The 21,051-nt window shown below is 44.8% G+C and carries 18 protein-coding genes; 6 read left to right on the forward strand and 12 right to left on the reverse strand.

The features are described 5' to 3' along the window. Positions 1 to 31: 31 nt before the first annotated feature. The 5 genes from DXX93_RS01930 to DXX93_RS01950 all read right to left on the reverse strand — a co-directional run bounded on the left by DXX93_RS01930 (position 32) and on the right by DXX93_RS01950 (position 4,792). Entirely contained in the window at positions 32 to 2,161 is a 2,130-nt protein-coding gene (locus DXX93_RS01930; RefSeq protein WP_116006560.1) for a fused MFS/spermidine synthase, read from the reverse strand. Positions 2,162 to 2,391: 230 nt separating this feature from the next. Beyond that, positions 2,392 to 2,844, reverse strand: a complete 453-nt coding sequence (locus DXX93_RS01935) for an NfeD family protein (RefSeq protein WP_116006561.1) — start codon at positions 2,842 to 2,844, stop codon at positions 2,392 to 2,394. Positions 2,845 to 2,863: 19 nt separating this feature from the next. Further along, positions 2,864 to 3,802 carry a slipin family protein gene (locus DXX93_RS01940; protein WP_116006562.1) on the reverse strand — a complete coding sequence of 313 codons (939 nt, stop codon included), beginning with the start codon at positions 3,800 to 3,802 and terminating at the stop codon, positions 2,864 to 2,866. A gap of 338 nt (positions 3,803 to 4,140) precedes the next feature. After that, positions 4,141 to 4,455, reverse strand: coding sequence for a helix-turn-helix domain-containing protein (locus tag DXX93_RS01945; RefSeq protein ID WP_116006563.1), 315 nt, complete (start codon positions 4,453 to 4,455; stop codon positions 4,141 to 4,143). Beyond that, positions 4,442 to 4,792: a type II toxin-antitoxin system RelE/ParE family toxin gene (locus DXX93_RS01950; protein ID WP_258872561.1), complete on the reverse strand. Its 351-nt coding sequence runs from the start codon at positions 4,790 to 4,792 to the stop codon at positions 4,442 to 4,444. The genes DXX93_RS01945 and DXX93_RS01950 overlap by 14 nt, the downstream gene beginning before the upstream one ends. Positions 4,793 to 5,050: 258 nt before the next feature. Here DXX93_RS01950 and DXX93_RS01955 point away from each other — a divergent pair, with 258 nt between their 5' ends. The 3 genes from DXX93_RS01955 to DXX93_RS01965 are packed head-to-tail and all read left to right on the forward strand — an operon-like array spanning position 5,051 to position 9,481. Beyond that, positions 5,051 to 6,895, forward strand: a complete 1,845-nt coding sequence (locus DXX93_RS01955) for an assimilatory sulfite reductase (NADPH) flavoprotein subunit (RefSeq protein WP_116006565.1) — start codon at positions 5,051 to 5,053, stop codon at positions 6,893 to 6,895. Further along, positions 6,895 to 8,700 (forward strand): assimilatory sulfite reductase (NADPH) hemoprotein subunit, encoded by a 1,806-nt coding sequence (gene cysI, locus DXX93_RS01960; RefSeq protein ID WP_116006566.1) that lies wholly within the window; start codon positions 6,895 to 6,897, stop codon positions 8,698 to 8,700. Before DXX93_RS01955 ends, cysI begins: the two co-directional genes overlap by 1 nt. Beyond that, entirely contained in the window at positions 8,693 to 9,481 is a 789-nt protein-coding gene (locus tag DXX93_RS01965; RefSeq protein ID WP_116006567.1) for a phosphoadenylyl-sulfate reductase, read from the forward strand. Before cysI ends, DXX93_RS01965 begins: the two co-directional genes overlap by 8 nt. A 68-nt stretch (positions 9,482 to 9,549) precedes the next feature. Here the strand turns inward: DXX93_RS01965 and DXX93_RS01970 are convergent, their stop codons facing one another. Beyond that, entirely contained in the window at positions 9,550 to 10,686 is a 1,137-nt protein-coding gene (locus DXX93_RS01970) for an AraC family transcriptional regulator (protein WP_116006568.1), read from the reverse strand. A gap of 218 nt (positions 10,687 to 10,904) precedes the next feature. Between DXX93_RS01970 and DXX93_RS01975 the strand changes: the two genes are divergently transcribed. After that, positions 10,905 to 11,330 carry an SRPBCC family protein gene (locus tag DXX93_RS01975; RefSeq protein ID WP_181902112.1) on the forward strand — a complete coding sequence of 142 codons (426 nt, stop codon included), beginning with the start codon at positions 10,905 to 10,907 and terminating at the stop codon, positions 11,328 to 11,330. An 18-nt stretch (positions 11,331 to 11,348) separates the two neighbouring features. Next, positions 11,349 to 12,158 (forward strand): sterol desaturase family protein, encoded by an 810-nt coding sequence (locus tag DXX93_RS01980; RefSeq protein WP_116006570.1) that lies wholly within the window; start codon positions 11,349 to 11,351, stop codon positions 12,156 to 12,158. 20 nt (positions 12,159 to 12,178) lie between these two features. Here DXX93_RS01980 and DXX93_RS01985 read toward each other — a convergent pair whose 3' ends face one another. Continuing rightward, the gene (locus DXX93_RS01985; RefSeq protein ID WP_116006571.1) at positions 12,179 to 13,090 is read right to left on the reverse strand and encodes a TIGR03899 family protein; all 912 of its coding nucleotides are present in this window, start codon (positions 13,088 to 13,090) and stop codon (positions 12,179 to 12,181) included. Between the two features lie 290 nt (positions 13,091 to 13,380). Between DXX93_RS01985 and DXX93_RS01990 the strand changes: the two genes are divergently transcribed. After that, a complete protein-coding gene (locus DXX93_RS01990; protein WP_116006572.1) occupies positions 13,381 to 15,606 on the forward strand; it encodes a bifunctional diguanylate cyclase/phosphodiesterase in 2,226 nt (741 codons plus the stop codon). 74 nt (positions 15,607 to 15,680) lie between these two features. On the opposite strand, the gene DXX93_RS01995 is transcribed toward DXX93_RS01990, so the two are convergent. The 5 genes from DXX93_RS01995 to DXX93_RS02015 all read right to left on the reverse strand — a co-directional run bounded on the left by DXX93_RS01995 (position 15,681) and on the right by DXX93_RS02015 (position 20,720). Continuing rightward, on the reverse strand, positions 15,681 to 16,097 hold the full coding sequence (locus DXX93_RS01995; protein ID WP_116006573.1) for a substrate-binding domain-containing protein: 417 nt from the start codon (positions 16,095 to 16,097) through the stop codon (positions 15,681 to 15,683). 9 nt (positions 16,098 to 16,106) lie between these two features. Beyond that, complete coding sequence (locus DXX93_RS02000; RefSeq protein WP_116006574.1) at positions 16,107 to 17,243, reverse strand: porin; 1,137 nt, start codon at positions 17,241 to 17,243, stop codon at positions 16,107 to 16,109. A gap of 325 nt (positions 17,244 to 17,568) precedes the next feature. Then, the gene (locus DXX93_RS02005) at positions 17,569 to 17,985 is read right to left on the reverse strand and encodes a substrate-binding domain-containing protein (protein WP_116006575.1); all 417 of its coding nucleotides are present in this window, start codon (positions 17,983 to 17,985) and stop codon (positions 17,569 to 17,571) included. A gap of 9 nt (positions 17,986 to 17,994) precedes the next feature. Continuing rightward, complete coding sequence (locus DXX93_RS02010) at positions 17,995 to 19,131, reverse strand: porin (RefSeq protein ID WP_181902113.1); 1,137 nt, start codon at positions 19,129 to 19,131, stop codon at positions 17,995 to 17,997. 71 nt (positions 19,132 to 19,202) lie between these two features. Then, positions 19,203 to 20,720: a methyl-accepting chemotaxis protein gene (locus tag DXX93_RS02015; RefSeq protein WP_181902114.1), complete on the reverse strand. Its 1,518-nt coding sequence runs from the start codon at positions 20,718 to 20,720 to the stop codon at positions 19,203 to 19,205. Positions 20,721 to 21,051 lie beyond the last annotated feature (331 nt).

Consider the following 21,051-nt stretch of genomic DNA (forward strand, 5'->3'; position numbering starts at 1 on the left):
ACTCATAAGCGCGACTGTTTACTTCGCTTTGTTATTTGAGCACAGACAGTAAATTGCTGTAATCATCTCGCCACAATACCGCTGAGCGCTCACTCGGCCACGATGACATATGCTTTTTGACTTGGTAGCGCTTAAAAATAGCCTCATTATTTGAAATAAGTACCCATTGTGCGGCATTTGGTTCGTGTTCAGTGCTGGCAGTGTAAAAGTACTTTGCCTGCATTTTGATCGCATCGGCAAGATTTTGCGTTAACGCGCTTAGCTCTAAATGGGAGTTTGAAATATGAATGGCCAATATGCCATTCTCTTTGAGGTGCGCTTGATATAGTTGCATAGCTTCAACAGTGAGTAAATGCGCAGGAATGGCGTCGCCAGAGAAGGCGTCTAACACCAAAATATCAAATGCTTCACTGCCATTTTCAGCCAGTGCTTGTTGCAGTAAAAAGCGACCATCTCCTTGATGCAAGTAGATATCCGCCTTACTATTGCGCAAATAACTAAAATACTGCTGAGCATAGTCAACAACAGCGGGATTAAGCTCGTAAAAATGATACTGCTCACCAGTGTTGCCATAGGCGGCAAGCGTACCAGCTCCCAAGCCAATTAGACCAACTTTTATTGGGGCGATGGCGCGCTTTAATGGCATATAGTTGTCGAGTGCCAAGGCAACGCCAGTGCCTTGGCGGTAGTAGCTTTTAGGTATGTGCGCCAGCGCAGGAGCGAGGGCTTGAGTGCCGTGTGACGTAGTGCCATCAATCAAGCGGCGCTCTGCTTGTCCATTCACTGAGGTTTCCACTACCGACAGCAAACCATAGAAGTTACGCTCACTGGCAATTTGGTGTTTCGCTAATTGCTCATTTAGGGAAATCTGCAATACCGACAAGCCGATAACAACAATGCCTAATGAGCCTAACGACAAAGTTCGCGGCACACTGCCGAACAAGGTCTTGAAGGTTAACTGGCCGTGTGATGCCACCGCTAAACTGACGGTAAAGGCCATCACAATGGCAATTACCGTCATCGGGTATTCGCTAAATTGGTTAAACACTTGCGGCGCAACCAATGATACCAGTGCACTACCTAGCACACCGCCAAGTGCAATCATCAAATAGAACAAGGTCAATTGCTCAGCCTTGGGGGCTTGTTTGATCAACTCACCATGGCAAATCATACACCCAGCAAACAAAATAAAGCTGAACATCAACACTTGCGAGATAAAATCAAATTGTGCGCTAACCACTGGCAGCATAATCGCCATTAACGCACAAATTAAATAGAACGCCAGCCAGTACCAACGTACGTACAAACGTGGGCTGTGAAACGCAACGATAAAAGTGAGCAAGTACAGCGCCAGTGGCAGCACCCACAAAAAGGGCATAGGCGCAACGTTTTGGGTCATTGCGTTTGTGGTGGAAACTAACAGCATAACGCCAAGTGCTGACAGCCCCAACCATAGCGATATGGTTAAATTTGCCACTGGATTTGCTGAGCGCTTTGAAGACTGATGTGACGAGCTAGCGGTATTATTTTCATCGCTTATAGCGTTGTTTAGGGCATCATTATTTATGATCACTGGCTTGCCCACTCCCGCTTTTTCCAATTGATAAGCAAGTGCCATAATCGCCAGCGCAAAAGCAATAAAACCGCTCGACCAAACAAGGGTTTGTTGCTGTAAGTTAAATAGCGGCTCGAACACAAATGGGTAACTCAATAGCGCGAGTAACGAACCTAAATTTGACAGTGAGTAAAGGCGATACGGCACCTTAGTTTCATCACTAATCGTTAACCATTTTTGCACCAAAGGGCCTGTGGCCGATAAAGCAAAATAGGGGAGACCAATGGCCACGGCCAAGGTCGCTAAAATATTGGTTATAGGCATACTGCTGGCAAACTCAAGGCTGGCCGCAGGAGTGGTAAACGGCAGGCTTAATCCTGCCAGTAACAGTACCACGGCATGCACTTGCCATTGTCGCTTAAACGATAAGCGCTGTAATACGTGCGCATAGCTATAGCCTGCCAGCAATAACAATTGGAAGAACAACATGCAGCTTGTCCATACCGTTGCGCTGCCACCGTATGCCGGTAAAATCACCTTGGCGATAAAAGGTTGCACCTGAAAAAGAAGAAATGCGCTTAAAAAAACGGTCAGCAAAAACAGCATAAAGTGGGCTAACTGATAGAAAAATTGGCTGTAATTATCTCGGTTAGTTTTGGGAAAAGCCAGCGCGAAGGTTAATCGTGAAAAGAATTGCTATTGGCGATTTTTTACTTTTGGTGGGGTTTTCACATGGCAACAGAAAACAAACAGCCAAGCGTTTTGCTTGGCTTGTGCAGTGTTCGCTATACGTGAAGACTGATACTTTTAATCGTTACTGCTATCGAAATTTGAAACTAGGCTGGCTCTACCCAGAGCTCGCCGACTTCGGTGTCGATAACAACCACTTTAGCGCCAGCAGGAATCGCGCGTTTAGCTTTCACTTGCCAGTCGATACCAGATAATTTGTGGGTAGTGGATGTGGAGGAATCAATTGCTTTATCCAGCACAAATTCCATACCGATAAAGTCATTTTTCACTTTGTGAGTATCTTGGCGATTTTGAAATCGCTTTAATGGTTTCCACAATATCAATGCGAATACCGTTGTCAGTATGGCGGTGGTCAAGACAATTGGCATCAATTGCACGGGTAACATGCCGCCTAAGACTAAGCTTCCAGCCACAAGCAGCGCGAGCCCAATAAAGGTCAGAATAAAAGTGGAAAAGCCCAGCACAGCTACTTCAATAATAAGCAGTAAAAGACCGAGCGTAACTAATGACTCGCCGGCATTATTCGCAATAAGTTCCATTTTATTTCCTTACATTCGATTAAGGTTTCTGCTTCATCACATTCAGAATGCTAGTTGCCTGAGCAACGAGTGAACCCGCTTCGGTTGAACCATCGGGCAGTAAGACAACGGTTGAATCTTTGGCGATAGCTTCTTTGGCGCCAATGGCTTTGGTCGCTAGCTCTAACTCAACCGCTTTTTGGCCTTCTTGGGTTGCCGCTTTTTCACCAATTTTTTCAATCGCTTCTGCTTGGGCATTGGCAACTTTAATAATCGCTTCTGCTTCACCTTCGGCTTTTAATACTTGCTCACGCTTATCCGCTTCTGCGGCTAGAATCTTGGCTTGTTTTTCACCTTCCGCTTTGTTGATTTCCGCTTGTTTTAAACCTTCCGATTCAAGAACGGTAGCGCGTTTTTCCCGCTCCGCTTTCATTTGTTGCTCCATCGCATTCATGACGGAGTTTGGCGGCATAATATCTTTAATTTCGTAACGTAGTACCTGTACGCCCCAAGTGCCAGCGGCTTCATTGATGGCATTAACGATAGCGGCGTTAATGGCGTCACGCTCTTCAAAGGTTTTATCCAGCTCCATCTTACCAATTTCAGAGCGCATGGTAGTTTGCGCCAGCTGAGTCACGGCAAAGTTATAGTCATCAACACCATACGTTGCTTTTTGTGGGTCTAACACGCGGAAATATAAAACGCCATCAACGGTAAGGGTGATGTTGTCTTTGGTAATCGCACTTTGGCTGGGGACATCGACCGCTTGTTCTTTCAACGAGCGATCGGCGCTGATTTGTTCGATAAAAGGCACGAGGAAGTTTAAGCCTGATTCTAAGGTGCGGGTGTACTTACCAAATCGTTCGATTACATAAGCGCGGTTTTGCGGCACAAATTTAATCCCGCTTTTCAGTACTACTAACACGAAAACAAGCAGGGCAAACTGCACGGTAAACACGTAATTTAAAATGATGTCCATTGAGGCTCCTTGTTATAGATAGATTAAAATTCCGTCTGTATTTTTTGCGCTTTGTTAGGTAATTAAAAGCGCTAAGAAAATCTAATAGCTACCATAAGCGAATAGAAAAGATATTGAAACGATTAGTTTTTATCTATTGGTATGCTCCTTTGTCGTCGTTCGGGAAAACTGTATAAATTATTTTACCCCTTTGCTAAGTCTCCTGCGTCCTGTTAGTGCATCACAACAATTGAACCCATCGCTCAGATAGTGCATAACGAAAAAAGCCTGTGAGCGAGTCACAGGCTTTCAAAACCGTCAACGTATTTTAGGACGGCGCAAAGTATTAACTTTTAGCGTTAAAGAGATGCGATATGAGCAAGTGTTTCAGGGTGAGATTGCACAAGTTTTAGCAAAGTAACTGCTTGTCCATTGGGCACACTTCTACCTTGCTCCCAGTTTTCTAAGGTGCGAATTGAGGTATGGAGATACCTAGCAAATACCCCTCTAGACATATTGTATTGCTCTCTGATCGACAATATTTCTTGAGGGCTAATTGCTAAATTGCTAGCCTCTTTTACTGCGTGTGTTTTTAACGTTAATTTGCCTTCACTATGAGCTTTTGCCTCATTTAGGGCTGTTGTTAACTCAGAAAATAAGTCACGATTGCTCATTTTTCCAGACCTCCATAAAGCCTTTCAATTGCTTCTTTTGGGTTGTGGTTAAATCTGCCATTTCATTTTTGGCGTATACCGTCAGCAAGTAGAATCTATGGTACTTATCGAGGTGGTAATAGATGACCCTAGCTCCACCTCTTTTTCCTTTGCCCTTTGCGGCAACCCGAATTTTTCGTAATCCGCCTGTGCCTTGAATTACATCCCCTTGTAAAGGATTGACAAGTAATGTTTGCTGAAAAGCCCTGTATTCATCATCAGACATATAGTCCTGGCGATGTTTTTCAAAAATACTTGATTCTACAAATACCGCTTTCATCTTTAAAAGTCTACGCACACAGCGTACACCTTACAACCTTAATGTTAAAATTGTTGGCGCTACAGAGACCTAAAGCCAGTATTTTAGGTGAGAGAATTATAGTGAAATATGAAAAGTTACACGAAATTCTGCAGCTTAGAATAGATTCACCACTAACTATTACAACTTAACCACCGCGCTATTCACTTTTGGAATAAAAAAGCGTTTTCTATTCTTTTTATTTTAAGGTGCATTTGTCTATCCTTTGCTCATCTTTTTAAATGGGCGAAGTATTTCATGCTTACTAATCAGCAAAACTCGAATCCTACTTCTGGTGCGCCAGCTTCAGGTACTAGTGCATTAGATGCTAATCAGCTAGCGCAGCTGCAACAACTCACGCAAGGCTATTCGCCATTGCAACTGGCTTGGGCAAGCGGCTACTTAGCCGCGAAAAGCGAAATGTCACCAGTGGCAACTGCGGTTGCAGCAGCAACACAAACTGCTGTTAGCCAAACGTTGACTGTGCTTTATGCATCGCAAACGGGCAACGCGAAAGGCGTGGCAACGCAAGTGGCTGATGCTGCAAAAGCCGCAGGTATTGAAGTTGTCTTGAAAAATGTTGCGGATTACAAAGCGAAAGGCTTGAAAACCGAAACCCATCTATTAATTGTCGCGAGTACCAATGGCGAGGGGGAGCCACCTGATGATGCTATTGAGTTCCACGAATTCTTAAACAGCAAGAAAGCGCCTAAGTTAGATAACCTGAAATACAGCGTACTAGCGCTGGGTGATTCTAGCTACGAGTTCTTCTGTCAAACCGGTAAAGACTTTGACTTACGCTTAGCTGAGCTAGGTGCAACACGTGTTGCTGATCGTGTTGATTGTGATGTTGATTACGATGCTGATGCCGATGCATGGCGCGTATCCATTGTTGAGTCATTAAAAGATGAATTAACTGCGCCGGCAGCGGGGCTTGCACCAGTCGTTCAGTTACCGGGCACTCAAGCGCCTGCGTCGATTTACACCAAGCAAAATCCCTATGCCGCAGAGCTGTTAGTTAGCCAGAAAATTACGGGTCGCGATTCAGCGAAAGACGTTCGTCATATCGAAATTGATTTAGGTGAGTCAGGGGTTACTTACCGTGTAGGTGATGCACTGGGTGTTTATTTTGATAACGACCAAGCCTTAGTTGAAGAGCTATTAGCGGCGGTATCACTGACGGGTGATGAAACGGTTGAGCTACAAAAATCAGGTGAAACCTTATCACTACCGATCAAGCAAGCCTTAGTTGAGCAGCTTGAAATTACCCAAACACCACTAGCGTTTGTGGAGTTCTGGGTACAGCACAGTGGTGACGAGCAACTAGCTGAGAAGGTTGTTGATAAGAACACATTGCGTGAGTTTGCTGCCAATCACCAAGTCGTTGATGTGATTAAAGCGGCGCCAACAGCGATTGAAGCGCAATTGTTAGCAGACAACTTACGCAAAATTACGCCGCGCTTATATTCAATCGCGTCAAGCCAAGCGGAAGTGGATGAAGAAGTACACTTAACTATTGGTGTAGTGAATTATTCATTTAACGACAATGAGCGTGTTGGCGGTGCTTCTGGTTTCTTAGGTCGCCGTTTAGAAGAGGGCGGTCAAGTACGTGTGTTTGTCGAGCACAACGACAACTTCCGTTTACCTGAAAATCCAGAAACGCCAGTAATTATGATTGGCCCAGGTACAGGTGTTGCGCCGTTTAGAGCCTTTATGCAAGAGCGTGAAGCAAGCGATGCGAGCGGTGATAACTGGATGTTCTTTGGCGACCAAACCTTTACCCAAGACTTCCTTTACCAAGTGGAATGGCAGAATTACTTAAAATCTGGCCTGTTAACTAAGATGGACGTCGCTTTCTCACGTGACCAAGCAGAGAAAGTGTATGTACAACACCGCCTGAAAGAAAATGCCGCTGAGGTATTTGCATGGTTAGAGCGCGGCGCGCACTTATACGTGTGTGGCGATGCAAACCGCATGGCGAAAGACGTGCACAACGCCTTAGTTGAAATTGTTGCTGAGCAGTCAGGTAAAACTGCCGAGCAAGCTGAAGAATATTTAACCACCTTGCGTAAGGGCAAGCGTTATCAGAAGGATGTTTACTAATGAGTGCTGTACAAAAACCAACGCCAGTAGCGACCACTGAGCCATTAGATACAGTGACAGGTCCATTACCTGCGCAAGGTCCTCTCAAGGGCGAAGGCCCAATTAAGGTAGAAGGTAACTTAGCTGATAACGAACGTCTAAAGCGCGAAAGTAACTTTTTACGCGGTACCATTGCTCAAGATTTGCAAGACCGCATTACCGGTGGTTTTACCGCGGATAACTTCCAGTTAATTCGCTTCCACGGTATGTACCAACAAGACGACCGTGATATTCGCGCCGAGCGCCAAAAGCAAAAGCTAGAGCCTATGCACAATGTCATGCTACGTGCGCGTATGCCGGGCGGTATTATCAAGCCTGAGCAATGGTTAGCGATTGATAAGTTCGCAGAAGAAAGTAGCACTTATGGCAGTATTCGTTTAACCACGCGTCAAACATTCCAATTCCACGGTGTGTTAAAGCCGAACATTAAGTTAATGCACCAAACGCTGAACAGCATTGGTATTGATTCAATTGCCACCGCAGGTGATGTAAACCGTAACGTACTGTGTACCTCAAACCCAGTTGAGTCTGAACTGCACCAAGAAGCGTACGAGTGGGCAACGAAAATCAGTGAACACCTACTACCAAAAACCAAAGCTTATGCAGAAATTTGGTTAGACGGTGAAAAAGTCGAAACCACGGAAGAGCCAATTTTAGGAAGTACTTACTTACCGCGTAAGTTCAAAACAACGGTTGTTATTCCGCCGCAAAACGATGTTGACGTGCACGCGAACGACTTAAACTTTGTTGCTATCGCTGAAAACGGCAAGCTTATTGGTTTTAACGTGTTAGTTGGTGGTGGCCTTGCAATGACGCATGGTGATAAATCAACGTACCCGCGCCGTGCTGACGATTTTGGTTTTGTGCCATTAGCGAAAACGTTAGATGTTGCCGCTGCTGTGGTGACCACACAACGCGACTGGGGTAACCGTGTTAACCGTAAGAATGCAAAAACGAAATACACGCTAGATCGCGTCGGTGTTGATGTCTTTAAAGCGGAAGTAGAAAAACGCGCTGGTGTTGAATTTGCGCCAAGCCGCCCGTATGAGTTCACTGAACGTGGTGATCGTTTCGGTTGGGCTGAAGGTATCGATGGCAAGCATCACTTAACCCTATTTATCGAAAATGGTCGTTTATTAGATTACCCAGGTAAGCCACTAAAAACCGGTGTACGTGAGATTGCGAAAGTTCACCAAGGTGACTTCCGTATGACGGCTAACCAAAACCTCATCATTGCCGGTGTTGCCGAAGCTGATAAAGCGCAAATCGAAACCTTAGCGATTGAGCATGGTTTATTAGACGCATCAACGTCAGAGCAACGTCAAAACTCAATGGCATGTGTAGCATTCCCTACTTGTCCATTAGCGATGGCTGAAGCAGAGCGCTACTTACCGGGCCTAGTTGACGATGTTGAAGGCTTACTTGCTAAGCATGATGTCGCTGACGAGCACATTATTTTGCGTGTTACGGGTTGTCCGAACGGTTGTGGCCGCGCCATGTTGGCCGAAGTTGGCTTAGTGGGTAAAGGCCCGGGTAAATACCAAATGTACTTAGGTGGTAACACTGGCGGTACACGTATTCCTAAGCTTTACAAAGACAACATTGACGAGCAAACGGTATTAGCAGAACTAGACGGTTTAATTGGCCGTTGGGTCGCTGAGCGTAAAACAGATGAGCAAGGCCAAGTAGAGCGCTTTGGTGACTTTGTGATCCGCGCTGGCGTTGTTGAAGAAGTGATCATTAGTGTAAGGGATTTTCATGCCTAGTATTCAGTCAGAAGCTGCTGCCTCTGTCGCTGAATTGCCCGTCGCTGGTGCGCCGAGTAGCGAGCTATCGCCCGCTACTGTACCAGCCGCTTGGCTCAGCCAGTGGAACGAGCAGCTAGAAAAGCAAACACCACAAGAGCGTGTTGCTTGGGCAATGGAAAACTTGCCGGGTAACTTTGTGCTGTCATCAAGCTTTGGTATTCAATCAGCGGTAATGTTGCACTTGCTAACGCAAGTGGATCCGAACATTCCGGTGTTGGTGACAGACACAGGCCATTTGTTCCCAGAAACCTATCGCTTTATTGATGAGCTAACCACTAAGCTCAACCTGAATTTGCAGGTATACAGCGCCAAAGAAAGCGCGGCTTGGCAGTTAGCGAAATATGGTGAGCAATGGGCGCAAGGCGCAGATGAGTTAAAACGCTATAACCAAATGAACAAGGTAGAGCCGCTAGAGCGCGGTTTAACTGACTTAGGTGCAGGTGCTTGGTTCTCCGGTGTTCGTCGCCAGCAATCGGATCACCGTGCCAGTCTATCGGTTGTTAGCACTTTACGTGGCCGCTTTAAGGTACACCCCATTATTGATTGGTCAAACCGTGATGTCCATCAGTACTTAACGAAACACGGTTTACCCTACCATCCGCTGTGGGATCAAGGCTATGTCTCGGTTGGCGATACCCATAGCACGCGACCATTAACGGCTGATATGGACGAAAGTGATACGCGCTTTAACGGTATGCAACGTGAATGTGGTTTGCATACGGATGGTGATGGTATCTAAGTTCGTAAACAGAAACGCTCGCGTGTTGGAATTGATTAAGGCTCTTTTAAGAGTCTTTTTTGTGCGCGTTAGATTTTGCTCTCTGAGCTTCGAGCTTTAGATTTCAAATACTGTGATGGTGAGCAATTAAACCAGCGATGAAAGGCTTTATTAAATGAGCTTTGTTCATTAAAACCGCAGGCGGCGGCAATATCACCAATAGACTGGTTAGCTATGTGTTGTGCAGCAGAGGGCTTTGTAGCAGGCGAGGGGCTTGCATTTGTTTTTTGGTTATCACTTGAGTATTTGCCGACCAGCTGATTCAGCAAGGCTTCAGCTCTTGCTTTACGTTCTAAATCAAAGAGCTCGGCATAACTTGTCCCTTCTGCTTTCAATTTTCGCTGTAGCTGCCTTGTCGACATTGCAAAGTGCTGCGCAACTTGTGCGATAGAGCAGTCGGTTAGACTTGGGTGATCTGCCAGTAGTGATGTTACTTGAGAGCTAAATTTTTGGTTAATACCTTGAATGCCATCTTGGTTATCGTTAAGCGCGATGATTTGCGCAAGCTGTTGTTTCGACAACTCTGCAAGCGAGGTAAATAAGGACGGATTGGCACTTTGAAATCGCAGTTTTAAGTATGCGGTTGGAAACTCAACAGAGTTGCTATCGCCATTCATCAAGACTGGGCAGCCAAACCAATCCACTAAGCTTTGCTGATCTGCACTGGACCAATTGTCTTGAAAACAGATCCGTGTTGGGCTGAGCTCGCGGCCAAGGATCTGTCGTGTAGAAGCTAGCCACGCAGTGAAATTTCGCAAAACTACTTGCCGACTGCAAGGCGCAAACGGTTGCCAACTAATACGAGCGAGTTTGTGTTGCTGGCTAAAGCTTGCTTGCCCGATATTGGCGACCAGCTGATCGTATTTTAATAGCACATCAACCGCATCGGCGAGGGTGGTGGCCGACTCGATCAAATAGCCCAGTAAACCAAAGTCAGCACTTTTAATATCTTTACCTAATTCAAAGCCAATTAACGGATGCGCTAATTCCTGCTCGGCAAATGCCAGCAAGTCACTGTATTGTTTAAGGGCAATGCGCTGTTCATTATCGTCAAGGTTAAATCCCACCAAATCAATTTGTTCAAGCGCGTGCTTAGGCGGAATTCCTTGGCGCTCAAGAAAGTGCAGTATGCTTAAAAAGTAATGGGTTGAACTGGTAAATTCCATGATAGTGAATTAGCTTGTTGTGAATGCTTGGTTGTCGCCTTAGGACAAAAAGTTGGCGTGATGGCGCAAGTTTCCCATAGAAATTTTTATTATGCTAGTACCTGTATCGATAATAAAGCGTCGATAATTTATGTCTCGTAGTTGAGGCGTTAAAAATTTACTCGTCAACAGTAAGCTTAATAAATAAGCCGATTCAACGAATAATGGTGCAAAGCAATATGGTGAAAGTGAGTGTTCAACAACAAGTTCAGGCAAGTCGTCAGCAAGTGCTGGCTGAGCTGTTGGATCATGTGAATTTGTCTCGCTTTTTTGATGCTAAGTTTAGTTTGATTCAAGCGCAGCACAGCAACGAAATTACTGGCGGCACAGGCAGCCAGCGACAAATAAAAATGCTGGGCACTCGCTTTGTCGAAGAAATATTGGCGGCAGATGAAAACGGCGTGAGCTATCAAATTGTCGGTGATTGGCCTGTAAAACATCATCGCGGCGATATTGCCTTATCTGAAACCAAACATGGCGCGACTGTGGTGGATTATCAAATTGTCTGTCAGGCGCCTTGGTTTATCCCATCGGCTTTATTGCAGTATTTATTAACCAAGGATGTTGCTAAGGCAATGCAAAGGCTTGCTGCCTTATTTAACTAAGTTTGGAATGCGTTAACTATGAGTGTTGAATTAATTTTAATAGCCCTAAGCCCGATTTTTTTACTCTTTATGGTGGCGGAATACTTTAAATATCGCCATTTCTATGAAGTCAAAGATAGTCTTTCTAATATGGCATTAGGCGCCAGTTATCAGGTAAGTGATACGCTGATCTTGTTCCTATTGATGCCGGCGTTTATTTGGTTACATCAATTTAGCCTGTTCGAGATCCCATTTACTGGCTGGACACTGCTGATTGGCTTTATTATTCAGGATTTCCTGTATTATTGGTTTCACCGTGCGTCACATTTTATTCATTGGTTTTGGGTCGCGCATGTCGCCCACCACAGTTCGACCAAACTGAATTTTTCGACGGCATTTCGTCAAAGTGTGATGTACCCAATCATGGGCATGTGGTTGTTTTGGTTACCCATGATTTTAGTCGGCTTTGAGCCAGCCATGGTGTTTGCCATTGTCGCCCTTAATTTAGCGTTTCAATTTTTTATTCATACCCAAGCGGTGGGTAAATTGGGTTGGATAGAAAAAGTGTTTAACACGCCGTCGCATCACCGTGTGCATCATTCCACGAACCGTGAATACATTGATAAGAATTTCGCCGGCATATTAATTATTTGGGACAAAATGTTTGGCACCTTTATCGAAGAAAAAGACGACGTGCCATGTAAGTTCGGTATTGTTGGCGAACTGCCGGGCAATAACCCGATTAAAGCCAATGTTGATCAAGGCTTACATATGCTACGCAAATTAAAACAAGCCAAAGGCTGGCAGCAAAAACGGGCGGTGCTGTTTGGCTATCCAACCCATGAGTGACAAGGAGTAGCACGCTCTTGCTACTCGGTGACGTAGTGATGACTTAGTTGGTTTTTTAAATGCGCTAGAAATTGATTGTCAGGTTTGTCGGCAATTAACTGTGCTAGTTCAGTACCGATGGGGGTCAGTTTGTAGCAAGTGATGGCACAGTGTTTTTTTCTTGCTTTAAGGGTAAGTGCTAGGCCGTTGTATTTTAAGTTTAAAGCGTCGCCAGCCTTGCTCGTTTCTAACTCTGTTTCTTGAGTGAATAGCAAGTGATGCTCTGCCAGCGTCAGTACATCGCCATAGCTAAACCCAAATTGATTAAGGCCAAGGTGTTGTTTGCGTTTGCCATCAAATAGATTGAGTAAGCCCGGTTGTTGATAGCAGCCGGTGATAATGCGAATGTTCTTCTTATTGGTATCGCTTACCGCCAGTGAACAAGCTTTCCCGAACAGCTTGGCTTCGTGCATACTCATGTTTTTAAAGGCTTGCAGTGCTTTTAGGGAAAATGAGCCAGGTTGGCTAATTTCACCCGCGAGAATTTTTGCCCACAGCTCTTGCATCGCTGGGTTGCTAACCCGCTCGGCCAATTCAATAAAACTGTCGAACCAGTCGGCATCGCTGCGTTCAGCAACTTGATCACCAGCACAGTAGTGAATGGATTTTTCAATGATCTTTTCCATGTTTTGCTGGCGGCGAAGATGATTGATGCGAAGGCGGCGACCACTGCGATCTTCAATGGGCATTTGCTTTTCGGCGGGCTTGAGGCTGCCGTCGAGGGCAAATAATTTAGCAAGGTTTAACAATTGCACCTGAGCAGAAGCATTACTCTTCTTCCCTTGGTTGGTCGACTGCTCTTGCGCGACAACGGGTGCTGAGGTTTTATCATCGTTTGAGTTGCTATCGCCGTCGATAACCACCGGGGTATTCGGCATTTTTTCATTATTCATGCGTCGCGTTCATCATCTCTTCTTATTCCTGTGCTATTGTTTATTTTTAGCTAGATTTATATAACTTTCAAATGCTTATTTTAAGTATCGATTTTAGTCACAGCGTACGCCTTGCGTAACAATGCGTCACTTGTTAATTGATTACCTAGCGTTTCGTGATTGATTAGTTGAATATTGTTGATGTGACTCTTATTATGTACCTCACACAAATGATGTAATTCAAGTTATTGTCAACAATAATATCTTAGGACAGATCCTAACCAGCGCAGTGTTGGTTAGCAGAGGGTAGTATGCAGGCTTCAGAACATAGCAATGACGACTTTTTGTTTATTGATGACAGTGAAGACGATCAAATTGTAGATGAAACAAGTGGTGAAACATGGAAGGTGTTGATCGTAGATGATGACCCTGAAATACACTCTGTCACACAATTAGCCTTATCTGATCTCACCGTGTTAGGCCGTCGCCTAGAATACCTTCACGCTTATTCTGGCGAGGAAGCCATCGCGATTATTGAGCAAGACCAAGACATTGTCTTGGTCTTGCTTGATGTGGTGATGGAAAGTGACGATGCAGGCCTGCAAGTCGTTAAGCATATTCGCGAGCAACTCAATCGCGAAGATATTCGTATTGTGCTTCGCACAGGCCAACCAGGTTATGCGCCTGAAGAAAGCGTGATCAAAGATTACGACATCAACGATTACAAAACCAAGACTGAGTTAACCCGTCGTAAGCTGGTGACTACAGTATACGCCGCGATTCGTTCTTATCAGCAAATTACCACGGTTAGCCAAGGTCGAGCTGGCCTTGAGAAAATCATTAACAGTGCGTCAAACTTACTGGAATTACACTCTATTCAAGAGTTTGGCTCTGGTGTACTGACACAACTTAAAACGCTACTTAATGGTTATGTGCGCGGTGCATTTTGTGCACGAGGCCACGGCATCATTGATGGCGCTGATGATTTAGGCTTGTATGCACTGGCACAAGATGGCTGGCAGGCAAATGCTATTAACGAGAAAGTCGAACAGATTGGTTGTGTGCAACTTACCGAAGCCGTCAATGCCTGTTTTCAGCACAAAGAGCACTTATGTACGAGTGATCACATCGCATTTTACCTTGTTCGCAGCGCTTATCGTGCGGTTATTTACATTGAACTTGAAAAACCTATTACCAATTTGGAAATGCAGTTGGCAGAAGTGTTTTTGTCCAATGTGTCCATCGGTTATGAAAATGTTCATTTGTTTCAGAAGTTGCGCAATGCGGCTTATAAAGATTGGCTAACAGAGTTACCTAATCGCTTACAATTTTTGAAAACACTTGACCAGTTCTCTGCTGAACAAGCGGATAACACTGTCGCGGCCTTAGTTGATATTAACCACTTTAGTGACATCAACGATGGCCTTGGGCAAGACGTTGGCAACCAGTTATTGCGCGCCGTTGCACTGCGCTTGTTGAGTATTGATAAATCGCTTTCGGTGGCTCGAGTTGGTGCTGATGTTTTTGGTATCGTTGGCGATGAAGAAATGCTAAGCCCAGATATTTTATCGGAAGTATTTAGCCAACCATTCGACGCTGGCGAGCAAACCTTGCCTGTTAACGTTTGCATTGGCATATGCCGCAAGCGCGACGCGGGCCAAGGTGGCGTGAAAGTGCTTAATCAAATTAATATTGCACTGAACCTTGCCAAGAAAAACCGCGATAAAAATATTCAGTACTACAAGCAAGAAATGGAAGATCAAACGCTATGGCGTTTGGGGATGATCAGACAACTAAGGACAGATTTTGCTGAAAATCGCTTAGCACTTTGGTACCAGCCTCAGCTTGATTTGGAAACCGGTAAAGTGATTGGCGCTGAGGCATTGTTGCGCTGGCGCACCAGTGATGGCAATTTTATTTCACCAGCGGTATTTATTCCACTTGCTGAATACTCTGGCCTGATCCTAGATATTGGCGATTGGGTTGTGCACCAAGCTTGTCAGCATATTAAAGCTGTTGAAGCGCACGGTTTTAACGATGTCGGTATTTCCATTAATGTCTCAATTCCGCAGTTCAGGCAAGATGACTTTGTCAGTAAAGTGATTGCGGCCACGCGGTCTCACGATATTGAAGCGGCCAAACTAGAGTTAGAAATTACCGAAAATATCTTAATGGATGATCCGCAGCTCATTATTGATGCCTTGCAAAAGCTAAAAGCCGAAGGGATCAGTATTGCACTTGATGATTTTGGTACGGGCTATTCGTCACTGAGTTACTTACAAAAGCTACCAATTGATCGCTTAAAAGTGGATCGCTCGTTTATCAACGATGTGACCGAAGATGGTAACTCACTATTGGCTGATACCATTATCAACTTAGGTAAACAGTTAGATTTAAAAGTGATTGCCGAAGGTATCGAAAACCTAGAACAAGAGGCTCACTTGGTGGCACAAGGCTGCGATGAAGTGCAAGGTTTTTACTATGCCAAACCAATGCCGGCGGATGACTTTTTGGCGTTTCTCAAAGAAAGATCGTAAATCAGCCAGCTAAACCCTTTTTACAAAAAGAGCGACCATAGGTCGCTCTTTGTTTTTCAATAATTGTGTGACAATTAAAGTGTTTTAATCACTTTTACTGCGCTAGTCGCACTGCTGGCATCAATATAACCGATCGCATTAGGCGTTGAAGCCACTAAATCAATAACGGCTTGGTCTGATGCTAACTCTTGCAATGGCTTACCTTTACCAGTGAACAGTCGTTTAGACCAATAGGCTTTTACTTGGGCCGGTGACTTTTTCAACACCAGCTTTTCAAATTCAACACGACTAGCACTGTTTGCTTTCGTGTTAACCGCTTTGATTGATTGACCATCAGCGAATGTTTTCAGCTTCCCTAAGAATGCACGAGAAATATCGTTATCAGAGATACTATTAGCGTTAGCTGGGTTAACAATGACAGCGACTTGAGCTGAGGCGACCATACTGGTGGCCAGTGCTACGGCAAGGGTTAGAGGTCGTAATAAGTTCATGAATTTTCCTTAAAAAACGGTAACAAGGGCAGTGCGAACTAAGCTTGTGTCTTGGTTGATTAAATCATCGTCGCGCTTGCTAAATTCCACTTTAAATGAGGCTGATGGGTGGAAATCCCAGCGCGCGCCTAAGGTGTAGTAAGATGAGTCTTCGTTACGGAACTCTAAACCTTGGCGAGTAAAACCTACTAATTGATCAAGCTCTGGTGATACGCCAACCGGTAATGTTTCACCAACACCATTGATGGTGTTTTCATCAACACCATAGGTTAAGTGCACTAACACATCGTCAAAGCGGTAACCAGCGGTCACATACATCGACTCTTCAGTGTCTAGTGGCATGTTGTCGTAGTTAATACGCGTAACTTCAGCGATTAATAAGTAGTTGTTGTAATCAACCACAGCGCCGAATTCGAAGAATTTTGCTTTGTCTTCATTAATGACCAAGGCTTCGGCGACACCGCCAAAGCCTTGGATGTTGTTCCAAGCAGCTGCTAGCTCATCAAATACAGGAATTGGAATGGTTAAGTCTGTGGTTAAGTAGGCCGTGCGGAGTGTTAGCCAGTCGCGGTTTAAGGTGACTGTACCACCGAAAATTTCGTCGAAGCTTGAGTTAACATCAATGCCTTGAACATTGATGTCATCATTATCTGAGCCTAAGAACACTTGGGCTGTTGTGTCAAATTCGCCAAGCGTAAAGTTATGGCTTAGGCTGACGCCATCAAATTTCGATAGCTCAAGGTTGTACACACCTTCTGGTGGCGTGATCCAAGGATAAGCGTAAGAGACATCTAAGTAGTCAGAATACATGTAAAGCGGAGCGCGTTGACGACCTGCTAATACACGCGTGTTGTCGTTGATGTCGTAGGCAATGTATGCCCACTCAAACTCAGCTTCCCAATCGTTTTCACCGCGAGAAATAATTTGTGCGGTTGCACTTAAACCTTCGCCTAAATCCGTAGACGCTTGCAGCGCGAACAATGAATCTTGTTTAAAATCGACATCATCGTCATAGCCCCATTGGGTATCGCCGCTAGATGCTTGTCCAGCAACAATGTTTGCAAATCCATTAAAGGTGATTTCTGCTTGCGCAGAAGCCAAGGGTAATGCTGCACAAATGGCACAGCTTAGTAATGCTTTTCTCATGAGTTATCTTATTTCGTTAGTGTCTGGGTTTATGTGAAATTGCTCTTGCTTAGCTCAATTGAGCTAGTTTGACGTGAAATTATTGTTGTAGTAAGCAGGGTCAATTGTTGTCACAATGTTAATCAGCCGTCACAACAGCGTTATGACGCGCGCAAGATAGTGTTTTTATTGAGCTACGTCAAAGTTTTTCTGGTCTGAACAGCAAGAAATTAGCATTTTTAGATATTGGCACTAGCCAGACTAGCGCAAAAAATGGAAATTAAATCAACAGCAAAAGAAAAGCCGACAAGATTGTCGGCTTTTTAATTTTTTAGACATCGTTTGGTTATAAGGTTTTGATGACCTTAATGGTGTCGTTTACGGCACTGGCATCAACATAACCAATGGCATTTGGCGTTGAAGCAACGTGATTTAGTACCTCTGCGTCTGAGCTAAGCTCTTTTAACGGCTTGCCTTTACCAGTAAATAGGCGCTTTGACCAGTAGGCTTTCACTTGTGATGGCGACTTTTTCAACACCAATTTTTCAAATTCAACGCGAGCATCGCTATTGGCTTTGCTATTAACTGCTTCAATTGTTTGCCCATCGGCATAAGTTTTTAGTTTGCCGAGAAAGGCGCGCGAAATGTCATTGTCTGACAAGGCATTGGCATTGGCTGGGTTAACAATAATAGCCACTTGTGCCGAGGCTGCAGTGCTAACAGAAACGAGTAAACCAATAGCTAAAGATTTTAACAACTTCATAAATATTCTCTAAAAAACAGTAACAAGTGCCGTACGAACTAAATTAGTATCTTGATTCACTAAATCGTTATCTAAGCGGCTGTATTCAATTTTAAGGGCAGCTGAATCGTGAAAATCCCAGCGTGCGCCAAGGGTGTAATAAGATGAGTCTTGCTCGCGGAAACGGAACGTTTGAGCCGTCACTGCTGACAAACCATCTAGCTCTGGGCTAACGCCAAACGGCAACGCGTTGATGGTCGGATTAACCTCGTTTTCATCTTGGCCATAGGTTAAGTGCACTAACACGTTATCAAAGCGGTAACCCGCGGTGAAAAACAGAGATTTTTCAACATCTAACGGCATTTGCTCATATTCGATGTGAGTATACTCGCCAACCACTAGCCAGTTGTTGTAATCAATTTGAAAGCCAACTTCAGCAAACTTGGCTTCTTCTTCGATAATCGTTGCTTCATCGCCAATAAATTCTAGGCCAGGAACACTTTGCCAAGCGGCGATTAGCTCGTCTACACCGGGTGCAGGCAGCGTTAAGTCGATTAATAAGTAGGCTGCGCGCAAGGTTAGCCAGTCGCGGTTTAAGGTCAAGCTACCACCGTGAATTTTATCGAATTCTGACTCAACCTCTTGACCTAAAATTTCGATTTCATTGGTTTCTGAGCCGAACACCAGCTGGGCATTGGCATCAAATTCGCCAACGGTGAATGCATAGCTTGCGCTGATGCCATCATAGGTTGACAGCTCTAAGTCATACACGCCTTCTGGTGGTGTGATCCAAGGATAGGCGTATGACACGTCTAAATAATCTGAGAACATGTACATTGGTGCCCGTTGGCGACCAATCAAAACACGGGTCTCGTCATTGAGGTCATAGGCAAGGTAAGCCCACTCAAACTCAGTATCCCAATCGTTTTCACCACGAGAGATAAGCTGTACTGTGGCACTTAGTCCTTCACTCAGCTCAGTTGATGCTTGTAGTGCAAACAATGAGTCTTGTTTGAAATCAACGTCATCGTCATAGCCCCATTGCGTATCGCCGCTAGATGCCTTACCAGCAACAATATTGGCAAAGCCATTGAAGCTGATTTCAGCGTAGGCAGAAGCAATAGGTGCACAGGCTAATAATGCTAATGGCAGTAGTGCTTTTTTCATCTTGTGAATTCCTGTGGTTATTAATAAATGCGGCGAAGTCATTGCCATTGGCATTAACCCGGCCACTAATTTTAAACTTTAAATTGTTTAGTAACGCCTTCGAGCTCGGTCGCTAAATTGGCGAGTTCGTTACTGACCGCAGCGACATCGTTTGATACTTGCGTGGCATCATTGGCACAGCCTTGGATGTCTTCAACGTGATTAATCATTAAGTTCGATACTTGGTTTTGTTGCTCTGTTGCGGTTGCAATGGCGCCATTCATATCGGAAATAATATTCACTTTCTCATTTATGGCGACTAGGCTAGCACCCGCTTGGTGCGCAGAATCAACACTGACATTAACACTAGCACAAGAGCTTTCCATTTTCGTCACGGCTTGTCCGGCAGCATTTTGCAGTTGCATCAACATTTGATTGATTTCTTCTGTTGATTCTTGTGTGCGCGACGCCAAACTGCGCACTTCGTCAGCAACCACGGCAAAGCCTCGACCTTGTTCGCCCGCCCGCGCGGCTTCGATAGCGGCATTCAGTGCCAGTAAGTTAGTTTGTTCGGCGATACCTTTGATCACGTCGAGTACGACATTAACGCGCTCAGTGTCGTGCTGTAGTTGGTTAATGGTGACTGCTGCACCTTCAATATCTTCGGCTAATGCCTGAATTTGCTGAACCGTTTGCTCGACGACTTGTTTGCCACTATCGGCCTCGCTGCTTGCCAGGCGAGCTGCTTCTGCTGCGTCAGCGGCGTTGTGGGTAATGCTGGCTATGCTTTGGCTCATCTCTTCAACCGATTGACGAGATTGCACTACCGCTTGCGTTTGTTGGCTAAACGTCTCGAGTGATTGATCTGAAAGCGCTTGGATTCTGCTTGACGTTTGCGCGACGGGTGTTGCGGTTTCAACCACATCTTTAATGACGCTTTGTAGCTTTTCAATAAAGCTATTAAACCACAGAACTAAGTCGCCAATTTCATCTTTACTGTTGGTTTCCAAGCGCACGGTTAAATCACCATTTTCTTTGGCGATGTCTTGCATCGAATGAATGATACTGTTGAGGTTGCGGAAAATAGCGTTGGCAATTGGAATCGCTACGATGAAAAGAATAAAAATAGTAATAGCGCCAACAGTTAAACCGACTGAACTTGTGGTGTCAGCTGTGTTTGACGCGTTAGTAAAGGCATTAGCAAAGGTTTCATAGCGCTGTGCTTGGAACGCTTCCAAGTCTTGTTGTAGTTGGTCAAGCGTATCAGTCATGCGCTTCGACGTTTCACCAATGGTGCTAAAATCGGCACTGCCATCAACCATTTGGCTCGACAATGTATAGGCGAGGTCAAAATAGGCATTGAAATCACCCAATATTGTACTCAGTGCACTGTCAGCATCGGCAGATAGGTTTTTGTCTTTGTTAACGCGGGCGCGAAACTCGTCGGCAAGCGCTGACGCGGAATCCAACAACTCTGACTCACCAAGCGTTACGGCATTCCCTAAGTTTTCTTTGATCTTGTCAAGTTGTACTAAGCTGCGCTCTGCACCTTGCAGCAATTTGTAATCCACTTGATACGCTTGCGCCAGTTGAGCAACGGTTTTATTCATCGACATAATACTGATGGCTAAGTATAGGCAAAAGCCAATTGTCGCCACACAAGGGATTAGGAGTATTTTCGTTCTGATAGAGAGTGATTTTAGGGCGTTCATTTTATTGTTCTATTTAGGTTGAGTCTGGTTAAGTTGAATCTGGAAAATCGTTGCTTTGCCTGAAAGTGCAGTGAGTATCTGTCGTGGTCGAATACAAGATGAAAAAGCGGCGATTAGAGTGGCTTTTGATAGCAAGAAAGGCAATGTCTGATGTTGCTTCATGTGCGCTGAGATTTTGTCCATCCCGCTTGGGTATATAAGGTTATTGCAATGATAATTAAGATTCATT

The organism is Thalassotalea euphylliae (assembly GCF_003390335.1).
GTDB classification, from domain to species: Bacteria; Pseudomonadota; Gammaproteobacteria; order Enterobacterales; family Alteromonadaceae; genus Thalassotalea_F; species Thalassotalea_F euphylliae_B.